14 protein-coding genes and 1 pseudogene are annotated in these 18640 nt (G+C 41.1%); all 15 read right to left on the bottom strand.

The window, feature by feature from the left end; genetic code table 11:
- Positions 1–4 precede the first annotated feature (4 nt).
- A complete protein-coding gene (locus BV60_RS0112005) occupies positions 5–1156 on the bottom strand; it encodes a phage late control D family protein (RefSeq protein WP_029322089.1) in 1152 nt (383 codons plus the stop codon).
- 12 nt (positions 1157–1168) lie between these two features.
- A complete protein-coding gene (locus tag BV60_RS0112010; protein ID WP_029322090.1) occupies positions 1169–1999 on the bottom strand; it encodes a CIS tube protein in 831 nt (276 codons plus the stop codon).
- 5 nt (positions 2000–2004) lie between these two features.
- Positions 2005–2928 carry a CIS tube protein gene (locus tag BV60_RS0112015; protein ID WP_029322091.1) on the bottom strand — a complete coding sequence of 308 codons (924 nt, stop codon included), beginning with the start codon at positions 2926–2928 and terminating at the stop codon, positions 2005–2007.
- 55 nt (positions 2929–2983) lie between these two features.
- Positions 2984–6403, bottom strand: coding sequence for a hypothetical protein (locus BV60_RS0112020; protein ID WP_029322092.1), 3420 nt, complete (start codon positions 6401–6403; stop codon positions 2984–2986).
- A 38-nt stretch (positions 6404–6441) separates the two neighbouring features.
- Positions 6442–6975, bottom strand: a complete 534-nt coding sequence (locus BV60_RS0112025) for a hypothetical protein (protein WP_029322093.1) — start codon at positions 6973–6975, stop codon at positions 6442–6444.
- 4 nt (positions 6976–6979) lie between these two features.
- A pseudogene (locus BV60_RS24520) lies at positions 6980–7168 on the bottom strand (DUF6760 family protein); the annotation flags it as partial.
- An 11-nt stretch (positions 7169–7179) separates the two neighbouring features.
- Positions 7180–7542: a hypothetical protein gene (locus BV60_RS0112030; RefSeq protein ID WP_029322094.1), complete on the bottom strand. Its 363-nt coding sequence runs from the start codon at positions 7540–7542 to the stop codon at positions 7180–7182.
- A gap of 140 nt (positions 7543–7682) precedes the next feature.
- Positions 7683–8180, bottom strand: coding sequence for a phage tail protein (locus BV60_RS0112035; protein ID WP_029322095.1), 498 nt, complete (start codon positions 8178–8180; stop codon positions 7683–7685).
- Positions 8181–8218: 38 nt separating this feature from the next.
- Positions 8219–9919: a phage tail sheath family protein gene (locus BV60_RS0112040; RefSeq protein WP_029322096.1), complete on the bottom strand. Its 1701-nt coding sequence runs from the start codon at positions 9917–9919 to the stop codon at positions 8219–8221.
- Between the two features lie 22 nt (positions 9920–9941).
- Complete coding sequence (locus BV60_RS0112045; RefSeq protein ID WP_242840977.1) at positions 9942–10343, bottom strand: DUF4280 domain-containing protein; 402 nt, start codon at positions 10341–10343, stop codon at positions 9942–9944.
- Positions 10324–11133 carry a hypothetical protein gene (locus BV60_RS0112050; protein WP_029322098.1) on the bottom strand — a complete coding sequence of 270 codons (810 nt, stop codon included), beginning with the start codon at positions 11131–11133 and terminating at the stop codon, positions 10324–10326. Before BV60_RS0112050 ends, BV60_RS0112045 begins: the two co-directional genes overlap by 20 nt.
- A gap of 9 nt (positions 11134–11142) precedes the next feature.
- Positions 11143–11733 (bottom strand): DUF4255 domain-containing protein, encoded by a 591-nt coding sequence (locus tag BV60_RS0112055; protein ID WP_029322100.1) that lies wholly within the window; start codon positions 11731–11733, stop codon positions 11143–11145.
- Between the two features lie 18 nt (positions 11734–11751).
- On the bottom strand, positions 11752–15339 hold the full coding sequence (locus BV60_RS21125; RefSeq protein ID WP_156036075.1) for a hypothetical protein: 3588 nt from the start codon (positions 15337–15339) through the stop codon (positions 11752–11754).
- The gene (locus tag BV60_RS0112065; RefSeq protein ID WP_029322102.1) at positions 15336–17405 is read right to left on the bottom strand and encodes a TolC family protein; all 2070 of its coding nucleotides are present in this window, start codon (positions 17403–17405) and stop codon (positions 15336–15338) included. The genes BV60_RS21125 and BV60_RS0112065 overlap by 4 nt, the downstream gene beginning before the upstream one ends.
- Positions 17398–18636, bottom strand: coding sequence for a hypothetical protein (locus BV60_RS0112070; RefSeq protein ID WP_029322104.1), 1239 nt, complete (start codon positions 18634–18636; stop codon positions 17398–17400). The genes BV60_RS0112065 and BV60_RS0112070 overlap by 8 nt, the downstream gene beginning before the upstream one ends.
- Between the last annotated feature and the right edge of the window lie 4 nt (positions 18637–18640).

Raw genomic sequence — 18640 nt, forward strand, 5'->3', positions numbered from 1 at the left:
CCTCCTATAACGTCGAGGCTTTTCCCTCTATCGTGGTAAGATATTTACCCTCAAATTCGTATTCGTGTATTACATCTGTGATGTAAAATTTGTTGGAAGCCGCTTCACCGAATCCCTTCAAAGTAACAAATCTTCCCGGCACAAGCTCCGGCATTCCGCACAGAGTCATTCTAAGGTGCCCCAGCCTGTAGGACATATCCTCCAGAATATACGATGCCCTGTTATCGGCATCTGTTTTCGACTCTATTGATGAATCGATATAGACAAATGACTGCCCTGAAACAATTGGCTTTGCTTTACTTCCTATAGATATCTTTCCGGTATTCTTTTTCTTTGATTCAATCTTCGAAGCCTTCCCGATATCCAGTGTTCTTACAGCAACCTCTCCTACAATCCCCGTAATGTCATAGCTGATCTCATAGGACATGATCATGTTTGAAGGTCTTATTTCCGCAAGCTCCTGCGTATTGGCCTTTGCTTTTCTGAAAACAACATTTCCGCCGATTGAGAAAAACTCGTAATTGAATTTTCTTGCGGCTTTCAAAATGAAGTCGTAATCACTCTCCGCAACCATCTCTATCCTGATATCGGGTGTCTCTCCCATGCCGCCGCCCTGAGGCTTGTCAGGAGTATCAGATACGGAAATATTATCTATAATCCCGTTATTGACAAGCGCCATATAAGGTTTCATATCAAGAATTTCCTTGACCGCATCGCAGTAATAATTCGCCTTAAGTCTCTTAGAGCTGTTGTTTGCCATCATAATGCCCTTAATATCCATGGCTGTTATGCGGATTATGGAGCCTCCGGTAATCTCTGAATCATGAATAAAATCAACTCTTGCCACATATCCCTTGAAGACCTCGGTAATACTTGCGCTGTGTCCCATAAGTATTTTTACGTCGGTTCCAAGAGCAATGAACTTTTTTAAATCCTTTGTTCTGAATGCTCCTGAGGCGGGATCATAAGAATTGCGAATGGAAAAGGATGCGATGCTCGCCTTAAGATCGCTGGTCAGCTCCACCCTGTAATCCATGATCGCGATATTTAATTTTTTGTTTTCTTCCGGGTTAGCCCCGCCTAAATATACTCTGGCTTTCGGATAATAAAAGCCCTCGTACTTTTTATATAATTGCTTAAGGTCAACAGCTGCCATAAATATCCTTCTTTATAAATCAATGTGAAACATTTTGGATGTACTTCCTTTTATGGAATAAAAATCTATATTGTATTCCTTCTTCCAAACCTCAATATTCTTTCCCAGATCATGCGTGCCATACAGCAGCATTCCTATGTTCACGTTAGCCCTTATAGGTTCTCCGTTTTCCTTGAACATGACATATTCGGAATTAATTGAATTTATAACCCCTTCATATATCATATCTCCCCAAACGAACATGGCGAGTCTCTTATTATCATCTCTCGCAACGGCATGCAGTGCCTCAACCTCGTCCTGTACGGAACCGGGGCCGAGTCCTGCAACAGCTTTAACCGCTTTTACACCCATATTTTTGCTGATCATATTATTTATAGGTGTTTTATCAAATACAACTTTAAAATTCATGGTTATGCGGGTATCCGTTGCAGCCATTCGAGATCCAATCTTTGGAGGAGGCCCCGGCGGCGGTTCATGCGGCGGTTCATCCTGGTTCCTCGATGGTCCATAGGTCTGCATCGGCATATTCTCACCACCATAACCGCTAATCGTTATTTCAGCAGGATTAAACTGAACTTCAAATTTAAACTTTTTAACACTGCCTACGGCCTCAAACTGTTTCTTATCATCTGACTTTAACCCGGCATCTGCGAGAAACCCAGCTACAAGACTACTATCAAATTTTGCATCCGTAAGGGAGGCCAGTGAAAATCCTCTCCCGATCCCTGCTGAGGGCTTCGGTGCAGCAACTTCCTTAACTTCTACCTCGGAAGAATCACCGATAATTATGACAGCCTTCTCAGTAACCCCGGCCGTTGATTTTATCGAATCAAATATAGACATATAACTTAAATCCCCAAATTAATAATACTGTTATTCTTGAGTTTATCCGAAACGGTTGAACCTGCAGATGAAGCCAAAAAGCCTTCCGATGAATTCTTAAAGCACCTCTGAAAGGCTTCATCCCAGTACTTCTCATCATAACCGAACCGTTCGCTCTGACCTGCATCCTGGGTAATCTCAATGTGCATCTCGCCCCTTATCGGATTGCCCTTCCCGTTAAACATGGTGAATTTGTTGTTTACATCGGTAAGCAATCCTCTAAAGCACGTTTTTCCCCAAAAGAACACAACCTGCTGGGTAGAAATCGTTGAAAGAAGAGACATTATGGCATCCATCCTCTTTCTGACACTAAATCCCGTCGCCCCGTTGGCATAGATGTTTGCAAGTTTATTTACTCCGGAGGTAACATTTAGATTTGCAATCTCATTCATTCCAAAAGCATCCATGTTATCACAATCATCAAATATAAGATCAAAAGAAAGCTTCGTCTTACCGGCAAAATCAAAAACCCTGACATTATCAATTCCACCGTCATTAGCCTTTTTTTCCTGTCTTCCTGTCATTGTCGACATACTAATCGTAGCAGGATTGTACTGAACATAGAACTTGACAAAATTGGTGTAATCTTTATCAATATCGCCTATATACTGACTGCTGTTGTTACCGGGGATAACACTGTTAAGCGCATCCGATGCTCTTCCTGCTGCTGCGCCTTTAAGCTTACCCAGCGCCGAAAGCTTTTGTGATGCTTTTTTCATAAGTCCCTTTTCCAGCCTTGATATATCTTCAATTTCCTGTGAGATGTCTTTGTCATCATCTTTATCATCAAAAAGATCTACAAGATAAACATACAGTACTGCCTTGTCTGTTCTACCGGTAGACATCATACTTATTGTTTCGCTACCGAGTGTATTTAGAATACTTGCCAAAGTTTCCTCCTTTCCCGCTTATGTAGCTTTATTCGGAAAAAGCGCTGATTTTGTTCTATAAATATCCTCTGCGAACCTTCTCGTTGCGCATCTGTCTCTCAAGCTTATTTATAACCTGATTGCTAATGGTATTCATCTCCCGTTTTACACCGTTTTCTATCATTTTCTGAATATCCGAGCTGCTGATACTGCTGCTTGAGGTCTCCGTGGTCACAACCTGTCGCCTGTTAGTCACATTATTCTCCGACACGGTCTCGTTTCTGATCTCACTTTTTACCTGTCTTGAAATATTGTTCTTCAGTTCGGAAAGCTGCTCATTTATCTCTTCCGCAGAGAGTGTCTCGGTTTGCCTAAAGACCTTCTCAACAGGCCTGTCGAAGCTTTCTGTAGCCGCAGTGCTCTGACCACCGTTTGCCCTTTCCTTTTTTACTGCTTCCAAAAACTCCAAAACCTCCGGGGAACGGCTTTCCGATATTTGACCTTCGCCATCACCCGAACTTTCAGCCTCCTGCAGATCCCTTATCAGTTCTAATTGAGAAGCGGCTCTTGCATGAACACCCTCAGGGATATTTACATCACCGCCATAGTATTCATTTATAATGCTGTTTATAGTGCCCTCCTGATTTGGGAAAAGCTCCTGTAATTCATTATAAATAAGTGTCTGCTTTTTTTGGCTTTCCTGCTGCAGTTTATCCTGTTCATCTTTTTTAATTTTCTTTAGTGTATTAACAAGCTCTGATTCTTCCCCTGCCTTTTGACTGTCCATATTTTCGGACACTTCACTTTCACCTGTAGCTTCGTCTATATCATAGATCAGTTCACCAAGAGAAGCCGGTCTTAAAATGTTGTTTTCGACAAGAGATTCATTTCCGTTAAAATACTCATTTATAAGCTTGTAAACTTCTGCTGTTTCCTTCGGAAAAAGACTCAGCATCTCGTTCATGATAACAGCTTGTCTTTCCTTTTCGGCCTTAGTATTTTCCTCCAGCTTTCTTTTTAGTTCCTCGGGATTTTTCAGAGCGAGAATGGCATCCTTTTTTGTTTTTTCAATCCTGTCTTCTTTTTCAGCCTTTGCCGTCTCTTTCTTTACTCTTTCGAGAGCCTTCATGTACTCGACTCTTCGCTGTTCGTTCTGTGCATATATGGCATTGACAGCTTCAGTAATTCTGCGGTTTTCCTCCTCCGGTGTCTCCATTTCTGAATCAGAGATATGCAGAATTTCCTGCTTTTCTTCGACGCTCAGGCTTTCAGGTGTACCCTGCTCCTGCCTTATAATGTCTCTTTTCCTTATGGCCTCAAGATAGCTTATATATTCTTCTTTTCTGTTTTCATCTTGAAGGTTAAGTGCATTTACATAATCCGTTATTCTAATCCTATCCTCAAAGGAAAGATATGATTTCTCCGTCTCTGAATAAGGAAGCCCTAAAGCCAGTTCCTTTTTTAATAATTCAATTCTGCTAATAAGAGCCTCTTTTGTCTTAGTGTTCTTTAAACTCACTATATACCTGACAAAGGCTTCCTTTCTGTTTTCAGATATATTAAGTTCGTCAATCTGATTTACAATATTTGTCAGTTCTGCTGAAGTAAGCTCTGTCGTTTCCGCATCGGGAAATATAAGCTTTGTAAGTTCTTTTTTCTTTGGAGGTGTCTCTTTTTCTTCGGTAGACTTCTTTGTCTTATCCAAAGAAATGAAACTCTTTGTTATTTCATCTATATACTTCCTTTTCTCAGAGGAAGTAAAAGACTTTACTATTTCAAGGGATATCGGTTCTTCACCAAAGGCCTCATGTTCTCTTTTTTGAGATACCTTGCCCCTGTCAGCTTCCCCTGCTTTTTTTATGTACTCAATATATTTGTCGTACTCTGCTTTCTTTCTTTCGTTTTCATCTTGTATCAGGCCCGCAAACTCTTTTATTTCCTTTGCCTTAGCTTCTAATCCTGTCTGTTCCTCTCTTTTTAGGATTTCAAGGTCTGCCGGCATTTCCTCTTCTTCGCCCGGTTTTTCATATTTATATACTATTTCCCGAAGGCCCTCATATATATCCTTTTCCGATACAAAAGGCTGCTCTTTGTTTTCTCCTTCGGAACCGGTTTTTGCGCCTTCGTCCGGCAGATAAATTTTTATTATATTCTCAATATAATTTATATATTCATTTCTCTGCGCTTCATTTTTTATATTAAGCGAATCTACGAATTCATTTATCTGTCTGGTATTATCCTCTTCCAATACCTTGTTGAAATTCTGTGTGAGCTCAAGTATTGTTCCCTGCCCCGGGCCTGTCATACTTTGCTGCATGCGTTCCTGTGATGAGAGAATTTCTCTGCCAAGTATCTGGAGATATGTAGAGTAATCCAATACACTTCTGTCATTTTGAACAATCACGGAGTTAATCACATCCGACAGCTTTTTGAGCTCTCTCGTGGTTATTGTCCCTTTTCCCACCTTCTCAAGAATTTCAATCTCCGCAGTTTCAAGTCTGTCTCCGAGGATTGCAAGCTCCTCTTTGTTTTCAGCTGTGTAAGAATTTATCTGCGTATTATCCAAAAGTCTTACAAAGGTCTGATCGGCTGCTTTATAGAAGGTATCCTCAAATTCAAAATATGATTCCTGCCTTCTGCTTATTTTTTCAAAGCCCGTATGATAGATATTTTTCAAAACATCAAGAAGTACCGCTGCTGTAATGTCATTTTTTACATTTGAAATATCTGATTCATCATAGCTCTCATTTTGCTCATAAATATCACTGTTAAAAAATACGAGGTTTTCTTCCGTTACTTTCGCATTCTGTCTAAGTCCGCCCAAAAGGATGTGCTGCGCGGTGTAAGTCTGATCGGAAAGGCTGTACTCCGTTCTGTTAATCTCATTTTCATTAACGCTCTTATTGAAGCTCGAAACAGCCTTGTAAATATCTCCCGTATGAAGTCTGTCCATTATTCTTGAAAAAAGAGTGTTTTCCCTCTCCTTCTCATAACTTACAAACTCGGACTTTTTTTCCTTCTCTATAGTGCTCTCATACTTTTCAACAAGTTCTCTTAAATTATGACCACCTTCAATATACAGATTTATAAGCTTGTTAAGGTTTTTGGTTTCTCTTGCCATACGGTAAAAGGCATTCATAAACTTCCTGTCATCTCTTATTCCAAGCTTGTATAAGGCGTCCGTAATAAAAACTCTGTCCTGATAGGTAAGATTAACGTCAGCCGATGCAACTATACGGTTAAGAACGTTATTTAAGACCTCCACCTTCTGAAGATTGGTCGTATTACTTTCGGATCTGTTTAAAATACTAGTCATTCCTTCACCTTCGGATACATATATCTCCGGAGGTGTTGTTGAAATGTGAAGCAGATCCTCCTTTGAAATACCGCTCTCCAAAAGAGAATAACTACCGATAATTCTGTAATAGAATGCTTCAGGATTACGTATATATGAAGTTTTTGCCTTGATTTCAATCGGTGATAAAATCTTCAGCATAGCCTAGCTCCCTTAGATAATTATTTATTCGTATTGCCTTATAACTTCGGAACCACGATAAGCTCTCTATAGGCAATAGTAGAGGTTTCCGTAAGAAGGCCGCTCCTCTCCGCATCCAGCGCTCCGTATTCCTTACTTATAACCGTACATCCGGTAAAGATATAAATTCTTGAAGGATCGGATGGTGCCGACGATGCGTATCCCTGTTTTGCTTTATGCTTATAGATATAGAGTACAAGCGGCAGAATGAACTCTGTTCCGTTTGCAAGCGGGTCGTTTACCGTATCTGTTCCGACATATCTTTCCACCTGAAAAGTAAACGGCTTTGAAATCGGTTTTCTTTTCAAATGAACATAATCGTTTACACCGCCCTCTCGTATATACTCATATTCATTTTCCTTTGTAAAAGCCTTCACAGACTTGAGCGGAACATAATAAATTGCCTCCACCTCAAGTACAAAATTAAATGCTGTAACAGGATTGTGAAGAGCATCATTTTTTACATTTGCTCCACCTTCACTCATTACTGCCGGTGCAACAGTATCAATTATACCTTTGTAAGTCCCTGGCATATTCTTACCTCGTTGGTTTCATGTCTAAAATACTTTTTTCTTTTTTCTTTTTAGAGGGATTAAGACTCTTATTTATCTCTGATATTTCACTGCACCACCTTCGCCTCTCAGAATGCTCCAGGTTCATGACCTCATCCTGTCCCCAGTGAAAGTAGTAGGAAATAAAACTCATCTCTCTGTAGAGTTCATCCTTTGGATAAAGTCTTAGCCCTCCCGTGTAAAATTTAGAGGAACCTCAAAGGTTTTGCCGCAGTCAGGACAAACGCACTTCATTGTGGGCGCTTCAACATCGTTTATTCTCTGATACATGTCCTGTAAAAATGCCAGATCGGCAGTAAAAAACTGCTCTACGGTAGTTGCCGTAACCGATTCAAGGCCTTCTATCTCTGTTATTACCTTACTAAGGATTACAATTGTCAGAAATGACGGATTGGCCAAAACTCTGGGGTCCCTTGTGGCGGATATCTCATCGCCTGCAGTAGCCAGTCTCATTTTGCCCTTTTTATGAAGCTCCCCGTGTGAATCCATATACCCTTTCGGTAATGTAAAATCATAAACTGTTTCCATATCATCCTCCTGTAAAAAAAATAGTAAAACAAAATCCGAAAAATATCCGCATATCCCCATTGCGGTATTTCATATGGCATATTTGCTTTATTGGACACAGGAGCGTAGGCTCCTGTGCCCTAAAGGTAAATAGGCCTTAATTAGTTAGGTATTACAAGCTCCTCGTAAGCAATCTCAACAGTTTCAATTGCAACATCACTGTTCTTTGCATCAAGATCAGGTGCATTGTACTTTGTTACCCATGCATTGGTCAGTGTCCACTGAACCGTACCTGTAGCTGATGTCACTGTTGCTGTAGGTGCTCCTCCGTTAATATCGATAAGCTCGATAATAACGTTATGACGCGGAGGTAATCCTCTGGTCTCACTTACACAATCCATAACCCAGGTTTTAAATGCACTCGAAAGAATATAACCCATCTTAAGAGTAACATTACCATGCTTTACAAGTCCCGGAAGTTTTACGGGTGCAAGTGAACCTGAATTTCCCTGACGAAACTCAATTACATCTACTGATGCCTCAACTCCCGTAACCTCTGAAAAGGCTGCCGTTCCTGAGATAGAATCTACTGTCACGATGAAATTCATTTTAGTTAATGGATAGGCAGATCCTTTACCATTTTCATAAGCAGTAGCCATAATCTAAGACTCCTTTCAATTATCATTCCCGATTGCTATTATTCTTCTGCGCCACCACCGGCTTCAGCGGTATGCTGTGTTACCCTGAAGATGACGAATTCAGCAGGACGGGATGGTGCTATACCAATGTTACAAATAAGTCTTCCGTTCATGATGTCATCCTTACTCATGGTAGATGGTCCGATGTCTACGAAAAAGCTCTCTGCAGCTGATTCACCTGCCAGCATTCCATTTCTCCAAAGTCCGTCAAGGAAATTGGAAATAGTAAGATTGACTCTCTGCCAAAGAGTAGAATCATTAGGCTCAAATACAACCCAGTTTGTATTTTTCTTGATACTCTCTTCCACATAGATGAACAGTCTTCTGACATTGACATATTTAAAGGAGCTGTTGCTGGAAGCAGTTCTTGCGCCCCAAATACGGATACCCTGTCCGGGAAGTGATCTGATAAGGTTTACGCCCTCAGGATTAAGGAAATCCTGTTCTTCCTTGGTGTAGTTAACAGAAAGACCTGTGCAGAATACTACCTCGTTAGCAGGTGCCTTGTGTACACCACGATCTATATCTGTTCTTGCGAATACGCCCATTACCGCACCTGACGGAGGGAAGAAATCCGGCTTGTTGGATGATCTGTCGTAAGCCTTTATCCAGGGATGATACATAGCACAATAGGTTGAATCCACTATCTGTCTGTAGTTTAAAAGATCCTGCACTTTGTAGCTGTCCCTTGGCATATCAAGTACCGCAAAGCGGCTGCCCAGCTTCTCGCAATGTCCGACCAGTGACACTATTACTTCCGGAATTGTGACACCGGGAATTGCAAGCATACTGATGAGATTATTATCAACAAATGACTGCAGTCCTGAACGTTTGCCGGGGCCGTTGTCCTCTCCGATGAAAGTGCCTGCATCAACCTTCGATACAGAACCGTCGGCACCGCCTTCAAGATAGAAGATTCCATCAGTCTGGCCTTCTCCCAGAATAGCTTCAACAGGATTTCCTGTTTCCTTCGGGAGTGCAACTTCAATCTTGATTATTTCACTTGAATCAAGTCTTGATCCGATATATCTCGGTGATTCAATGTTAAGTGAAAGATCCTGATAGTTTTCCGTTTCATCTGAGTAACGTACAGTCATATCAATGGTAACAAGATATAAAACTGATTTTGGTACAAGTCCCGGATCTATTACTGTATCCGGAAGCTCGTCTTCAAAGGTTACTTCCCTGTCGAAGATTGTCTTGATCTTGGTATATGTACCCTCGAACTCGACAATATCTCCTTCTCTGAAACCTTCGATTGATCTTGCAATGTAAGCAGTCTCTGTTTTCTCAGTAAGCTGAAGTTTCTTTCTCTTACTTGTTGATACTGCTATCTGCACCTTATTTCCCCATGCTCCGGGGCTTGAAGCAGTTACTGTAAGGATACCCTTCTTTGCAGTTGCCTCTTTTGCATCCTTTGGAGCAACACGCATTACAAAGCATTTTGTTCCGCCGTTTTCAAAAAACTGTTCAACACTGTTAGCAAGAAAACGATATTCTCCGTAACCAAATTCAGTAAGATAGCCACCAAAGTTCTGTTTAAAACTCTTCATGTTCGTAATGAGAACAGGTGCTCCAACAATAGGGCCTTTCTCCGCAAGTCCGATAAAGCCAGCTGTAGATGTACCAACGCCTTCGATACTGCGGGGAGAATTATCATATTCTTCAACGTATACGCCTGGTGAAAAATACTCTGCCATATACTTTACCTCTCTTTTTGATTTACTGTGCGGTCGCTTTTACCTGAGCCGGATTAACGATGGAAATCTGGCCTGCGTATGAACATATCAGTTTGCAGTCATTTGTCAGACACGGTTTGCCGCCAATAATGATCTTGGGCTTTGTGGGAATAAAGCTTCCCGCAGGAGCCGGTACACATGGCTGCGGTGTCAGGACTCCCAATGCTGCTGCAGTTGCTGCAGCGACCTGGGGATTTGCAAGTGATGTGCACATACCGAATGGGCCTACATTAGAGAGCGGAGCTGAATCGGCAATTGTTGCGCAGGGCTTTCCGCCTGCAAGAACCTTTGCCTGACTTGTTACTTTAATCGGTGCAGGCGCCGTTCCCATGGAACATACGCATGTACCGGACATTGTTACAAGCTCACTCATCTTTTTCTCCATCCTTCCAATCTAAAGATTTTTCTTTGTCGGAGCCTTTAAGAAGATTTATCTCCCCTGCTTCAAGATGAAAATCAAGTTTCCTGAAATACTCTTTACCATCAATCCCAAAACGAATAAGATACGGTAAAGATTCACCTTCATCTCTCACCTTGAGAGTAAATCTGTCTCCAGGACCGGCTCTTCCGTAAATTAACCGGTAGATTTTGTCATTAGGTCTGTGTTCATTTTGCAATTTTTCTGTCAAAATGAAACTGTTTTCGGTGTCACGCCCTTTGACCTCAAAGCAGTCGTAGCGCCCTTCTGCTTCATTAAATATTGCATATTTCATAAGGTCGAGCCTTACACCTCCTCCCGGCACAAGGGGAAGAAGGTTCATTTTATATACATCCCTCTTACTCGCCTCGCTGTGGAAGATTCCTATCGGACGACTTAAGCTTATCGCCTCGATATATTCCAGTCCTGAAAGGTTTCCGGTAATCTTTAGTACATCGCCACCTAATCGATTTTTCTCTGACGGCATCAGGAAAACATCTAACATAGGAAACCTATGATCCAGCTCATTTGTTTTCACCTGCATTGTCATTTCGTCGTATCCGTAAACATTGATCTGCATAAGAAAGTCTTCTTTGCAAAGGTTTACGAAAACAAACACTGCACTCTCTTTTTTCATGGGTATAACTCTTTCCCCATCAATCATAAAGTGCAAATCCGTCTCGGTTATCTCTCTACCGGTTGTGGTATCGAGTAGCCGCACCGCAAGTGTAAGTTTTGCTGTAATCACCTTAGTCACTTAATAGCTTTACCCCCTTTCTTCGCCGGTAATTCCAATTTCAAAGCTCGCATCAGTAACGCGCGGTGTATTAACAACTTCTGCGCTTGACAGGTATACCGGGCCCGCCTTATAAAACAGGCTAAGCTGATAGGGCTTATTGATTGCCTGCCACACCCTTACCTTTTCCTCCAGACTTATCTTCGCTTGAGACAGTACTATCGGAGGTTCCTGAGTTTCGAGCCATGATTGGAGTTCGTTGGGTCTGACGGAATTGTTGTCATTCACGATCTGCGCTATTTTCCCAACTATTTTTTGCATATCCGGATCTTTAAGACCCATTTGTCCGGATCCGTTTATGAAGACCATATAATATAGTGCATATGGTCTTGGCGGTCTTGATATTTCTGCCTTTCCCCTCTGAACATATCTTGGAGAAGACACCTCCATCTCTTCACGTATGTCATAGAGATACACCCCTACAAGATAATCAACATCCTGAGATGCCGGAGATGAAATCTCTATATTATTAGGTGATGGAATGGGCTCAGGACACATCTTTTCGCGAAGTGTCCTTACTATGTATGAACTTACGTCAGAAATAATAGGGTAATCTGCCATATTTTCCTTTCTGTTCTTTTATTTCTTAAAGAATTCCTGAAGCTCATCAACGTATCCGTCAATCCTTGTCTTCTTTGTTGTATTCAGACAGATTGCGTAATCAGTACCGTAAATGTATTCGGCACAGCATTTAAAATAGCTTAGTGCGTCATCCTCTGATATATAAACCGTACCACTATATTCAATCTTATTAGCCATTTTTTCAGGCTCTGCAGACATACTCTGCTTGCGCATTTCATCACTTCCGCGTTTAAAAATATATATGACTGCACCTTTTGTCATTGTTGCTGTAGACTTATTGTCATCATAGAAATATCTAAAGTCTGTGCAGTTTGAAATAGTGTCCATTGCTATATATTCGATGGATTTATCAGCTGTATACTGCCTGTACATATTCTTATTGCCGTCTGAAATCATCTTTGCCACTATGGTCTTTGTTACGTCCTTTGCAGGATTTATTCCCATCCTGGCAAGAGTTGATGCCACAGCACAGGCAACAGCAAGATCATCGGCTTTCATATCATCAATACTTCCTCCGACAGTTTCCTCCAGCTGAGCTAAAAGAGCATCTGCGTCCACGGAGGTGATATTCTCTTTCATAGACTCCTTGGCATCCTTGATACCTGAGAGAGTGCTTGTTGATGCGCCGCTACCTGCTGCCTTCTCAAGAAGTGCATCAAGAGCTTCTTCAGCACCAAGTCCCGCAAGGGCCTCAGCTATTCCCGAAAGATCTGCATCAGCATTATCTGCAAGCTTTTCAAGAGCCTTGTCTATGAGTTCCTCCGTAAGCGAAGCCGTAGGATCTACTGCCTGTTTGCTATCTGCCTTATCAGAAGATCCGGCCCCCTTGTCTGCAGCGTCTTTATTGGCATCCTCCTCCGCTTCTTTCTCAAGCATTTCATCACGGGCCTTTTGTATCATATCTATAGTATCCTTGGATGCTCCGACCTCTTTTGCTTTATCAAGAATGGAATTAAGATCAGCTGCTGTTCCTGCATCCTTTAGCATATCCACTTCTGCAGACACATCGGCATTGTGATCTTTATCAAGCTTAATCTTTGCGCTTTGCTCTATTTTGTCATTAAGAGTTGCACTCGGATCTATGCCATTTTCATTATCTTTTGTGCTTTCATTGCCTTTGGCGCTTTCGCTACCTTTGGCACCTTCATTCCCGGACGCACCGCTTACTGTTTCTTCAGCTTTGTTTTTAGCATCTTCAATCTCTTTTATCTTATCAGCGTCTGCACCTTCTTCCTTTAATTTTGAAAGAAGCTTATCAAGCACATCTGTAGCACCTATATCAGCAAGTACGCCCAAAGCTCCCGATATATCTTTGTCAGGATTATCCTTAAGCTTTTCAGCAAGTTTATTTACAAGTTTTTCCTCAGGCAAAAGCTTAGGCGTATTCTTACCTGCGTCAGTGCCTGAACCTGTTCCTGCACCGCTTCCTGTTCCTGCTCCTGCTCCGGCTCCTGTGCCTGTACCTGCTCCGCTTCCTGCACCTGTACCTGCACCTGTACCTGCACCTGTACCTGCTCCGCTTCCTGCCCCGGTTCCTGTGCCTGTACCTGCTCCGCTTCCTGCTCCCTGGCCAGTTCCCAAACCTGTTCCTGCTCCGCTTCCTGTACCTTTGCCCTTGTCAGAGCTTTCTCCTGCAGCCAGTTCTTTGGCAACTTTTTCTGCTTCATCTGCAATATCATTATCTACCGCAGCAATCTTTGCATCATATGCTGCTGCTCCTGCAAGATCATTGTTATCAAGACACTCATCTCTCTTTTTCTGCAGTTCTGCTTTCTTTTCCTTAAGTTCATCTGATTTGGACTTTAATGATTCATCAGAATTTTTTATCTTCTGCGCCTCATCTTTAAGCCATACGATATGTGCCTGAACAGAAGAAGTTGAATATGTCTTGTAATCATCAGACGGTATTCCGGAAAGAAGCTTTTCCGACCAGCTGATTCTTTCATTTACAAATTCCAGAGCATTTGATGCAGAATCTCTTTGCCTCATTGCCTCTATCAGATATTGAAGCATCGACCTGTCACCTTCTTCACCGGATTTCTGATCCTCCAATGAACTCTTTTTCAATCCTACTGAGGAAAGCGTCGCATATTCAGAGTTAACTCCTGCTGTAGCCGATCCCGCATATTTATCAGAAGCAAGACCTATAAGGCTTCCCTTTAAAAGTGAGAGCTCTCCGTTTTTATCTCCGATTATGTTGTCTCGAATATTGGTCGCATATTTTAAGTATTCTACGGGACCGCCCACTGAGCTTCCCGAAGTCTGTTCAATAATCTGGCTGCTATACTCATAAATAGCATGTCCAAGAATATCATCAGAATCCACAAGTGCTTTGGAAAGATGCTTGGTATAGCTGTCACTGCAGTTGGACATTGCGGTTCCTATGGCATCAAGTATTGCTGAGTCTGCACTGAAAGGATACTCTGAGGGTGTTAATTCATCATATTTATAATCATCATTACCTTTATTAGCTTCTTCTGCTCTCTTCTTCTTTTCCTTTTCATATTTGTCAAGAACAGTCCACCATCCGTTGGGATTAGATATTATCCCCAGTCTTTCGAAAAGAATGTTGATAAACGGTAACGCACTATTATTTCCGGTAAAATTATGCTTTAAAGAGTCCTCTAATTCTCTTGTGTATTCAGGCTGTGATGCAGCATTGGTCTCAACGCTTGAATCCTTAAATTTTCCGTAAGGTGTATAGTAGCTTCCGCTTGCAAGAGTATAAAGAGTGTTGAGGAGGTTACTGTCAAGCTCCGCTAGTCTCTCCATTATCAGTGCTCTTCTTGTGGCATCAACCTTTTCCATAAGTCCGAATACCAGGCTGGCCTCATCCTCTTTTCCTGCTGCCTTTAAAGCAATATAGCTGTTATTAAGTCCTTTTAGCTGTTCATCACACTTATTAGTCTGTTCATCCCTTAAATCCAGATTAAAAAATGTACTGAGTATCTGATAGTAATAAACATCACTTCTGATATTTCCTGAATCCATGGAGCCTTTTCCATCAAGGAAATCATCCTGTGTAATACTTTTAGCCGACTGTGACATAGTAAACTGATTTCTTATGGGATCAAGTTCTTCAAGGGATGCCAGGTCATAAGGATTTGGAACATCAAAGGGATTAATTGCCGCAAGTGTTTTTGCATCCTTCATTATTCCGTCAGCCCCCACATAGTAGGTAACGTATAACGGATTTATGGTATCAATGCTCTCGGGCTTACCCTCTGAAGAAATGCCTTTTACCCCGTTCTCTATATCACCGACATTAAACCATTTACCATCGGAAAGTTCTGATTTATAGTACACTTCGCTTTGTCCCGAAGCACTTCCCGATTCCTTTGCTCTGTCATAAAGCTGGTCGTTTAAGGCATCCTTGTGGATGATATATGTACCTATAAACAGTACTGAATCATCCACTTTTGTCTTTGAAGAAAATTCCTGATAAGTAGTCCCTTTTTCAGGATCAAAGACTGCCTTTGTGGTAGCTGTATGCGAAAGTGCCGCAGCAACCAGACTTATAGAAACAGCAAATACCGTAAATCTCTTTATGAACTTAATCGGTAATTCATTCTTACCTTTCATCATTCATCTTCCTTTTTTATAACCGTAGAACTTGCTTCTACCAATCTTCCCTTATTGATCAAGGCTCCACCCGCATCATAAAACTCTATCGTAAGATCTGAAAGTGACTCTTGTATGATGGAAATATATTTAAGTGATTTCTTAATATCAACAGGTGTATCTCCGCCAAGAGGCTTTCCATCTTCCGTAAGAACCTTGAAGCTCTTAATATCCGAATCAATCATTTTAAATGAAAGCTCTACTATTCCGGTTGTTTCACTTATATTAACTTCATAAGTACCCAGCTGATCCGATTCTACTTTCTTAATATCAAATCCGCTTGTAATAGTGAGCGGCCCTGATTCAGTCGACGGATCAATAATACAGTCATCTACAAATGTATCACCGTTATAAAGTCTTATCTTTGCCTGCGATACGTTATCTACCGTAAGTGTAAGATGCCTTAATTTTTTATCCTTAGGTGTCCTCTCACCTATAAGTATGTTATCAACCCATAGCTCATAGTCAGTAATATCTATGTCAAAGTCCTCAGGAATCATCAGTGAAAGTTCAAATTCCTGTTTTTGGATTATTGACCTTAAGGTATAATAGGCACCCTGAAGCTCATTTTTTTCAACATAGCTTTCTCCGACTACCGCAGTTTTTAAGTCGGCATCCGTTCCGGATAGCAATCCGCTTATTCCGCCGCAGGTCAGTCTGTCAAAAGAGTAAAGCGTCGTGGTATAAAGCTTCATAGCGTCAAACATGCTATTTTGCAGTTCTTCATAGCTTTCCATCTCAGAATCATATTCATCAAAGGTCAGCTCTCCCATTCTGTTCTTTATTTCATCCTTCTTAAGATTCTTCTCAGCATTATCAACATCCTTTAAATATTGCTTATATGAGTTTTTAACCGATACATAATTGTTAAAAGTATCAATAACGCTCTGATCAAGTTCCTCTTTTGCTGCTTTCTTTTCATTCAGAGCAGTAGCATAATCTAAAGTATTCTGATACAGAACATATGGATCATCATCAATATATCTGCTGCCATCCATGTCTCCCTTAAACCAGAGCCTTGGAATCTTGAAAAAGATAATCCTTTTCGAACCTTCCCAGTAGCTGTCAATCTTTTTTATAAAAGACTTGTAAGAAGCCATGAATGTCTTTTTATTTATTTTGTCACCATTGATGGCAGCATTTACATAACCCGCTATAAGGTTGTAATCTCCGCCATACTTATTGGCCATAAGACCTTTATTTATCATCAATTCAGCTCTTGCAGTTGCCTCAGCTATGCATGCTTCATAATATGTCTCATCCCTGTCCTCAGTATATTCAATGAGTGCATCCAGCTTTGATCTCTCCAGGGTCGCTTCTACAAAAGGTTTTTCAAAGCTGTAGCCTGTAGTAACATCAAGACCGAGCATGTTCGATAATTTTTTCAGATTCGCTTCATAGTTTCTTTTATCAGCAGCAATCTTTCCTGTTACCGTTTCTACCTTTTTCTGAAGCTTTTCAACATCACTTTTGTTAGCCTGTCCTATCAATAGCTTTTTTTCATTTCTTGCAAGACCGGTCTTTAATACCTCAAGTCTCCTCTCATTAAAAGCAAGCGACTCCTGAAGTACTACTATTTCAACAAAGAGATTATTTACCTTCTCCGCTATTTCATAGGTTTTATCCTGAAGCTTATGCTCTGCTATCTGAATCTCATACTGAATGGATATAGGCTTATAAGTAAATTCCGAAGCCTCTGAAAAATCAGGAGAAGTCGGAAATTTAAAGCTTAAAAGCGGTGACCATCTAAACTGCGCCATGGATAATTTCTTAAGATTTATCGCTTTAACGGCACTCTCATAAGCTGCCTTCTTAGACTCAATCGCCATCTCCGCACTTTCATAATCTGTCGAATTCTGAATCGCAAGATTCCTGCATGCCTTTAGTGTAAGGACCTTTTTTGTCGGAATTTCCGCATGTGCGACAAGTGCTGTCGAAGACGGGCACATAGATGTCATAAAAGTACACACTGTAACTACCGCCAGCCACATCCGTATACCTATATTCAGTTTTTCATGAAGCTCACGCACCTTCACCCTCTGTACCCGTTATATAATAAAATTCAAAACCATCATTTATTCCGTTAGTTACAAATGAATAAATATTGTCTCCTTTTTTAAAGGAATAAACATATATAGCATAATCGTGATCAAAGCTGTTAACCTCTGTCACATCCGTAAAGGGCTGTTCTGTATCCATTTTGACATTTCCCTGAAGAATTGACCTTTCCGAATTGATACGGTTAATTGCTACAGCTTCCGGAAAAATAACACCGGTATTGCCTTCATATACAGGATCCCCGAATAATTCCTCAAGTTCTCCCAGGGTCTTTGCCTTGATATTTCCGTAATTAAAAATATCCGAAAGCACATATACCGAATCAATTACTTCGCTTTCATCAAGAGCTTCAGCTTCCATCTCAGCATGGTAAAGTGCATTTATTCCCTGCATCACATACACCGATTCATTGGACGCTGTGAAAAGCTCTCCCTTCCCTTTGTAGCATTCAGCAACTTCACTTGCAGTCTTGCCTAAAAGCTCACTGTAAACTATCGAATCACTTGAAAAGGTTCCAGTATATAATTCATTCTCAGCTCTGTCATAAAGAACACCGGTACCGTTTTTCATTCCCTGGGAAAAGTCGCCGACATATTCTGTGGTCCCGTCTTCTCTGTAAAGAGTTCCTTTTCCTTCATAGATGTTCTCATGAAAGCCGCCTCTGTAATGCATAACACCACTGTTATAGTTCTGAGTGCCTTCTCCCTCGTATTTGTTCTCAGAAAAATTACCGGTATAAATAACCGTTCCTTCTTTATTAAAAAGAGTACCTTCCCCTTCAACAAATCCGGATTGTACATTTCCATCGTATGCCAGATATCCACTCTTTCCCTTTATCTTTACGTGTCCCTTAGCCATACGAAGTCTGAAAGAATCATAGTTGTAGGTTTTTATTCCATCCTCTGCAAATCGCTTAAACAGAGTGCTTTCTGTGGTTATGTACCAGATACTTATAACACCGATGATGATAACAAATGCATATACAAGCCTTTTGGAAATCATCCATCTTCCGATGGTGTAATAGTCATGCTTATTTCTCGGTTTTACCCCAAGAAGTGCAGCGAAGAAATCCCTCAGTCTGGCAACAATCTTAGTCTTTATAAAGTTCCAGTTAGTATACAGTCTGAACTTTGTTACAAGCCCAGTCATCCTGGATCTGATAGTCTGTATCAGTACGTTAAGAAGACCGTCTCCCCCAATCATAAGA

The organism is Butyrivibrio sp. AE3004, assembly GCF_000703165.1.
GTDB lineage: Bacteria > Bacillota > Clostridia > Lachnospirales > Lachnospiraceae > Butyrivibrio.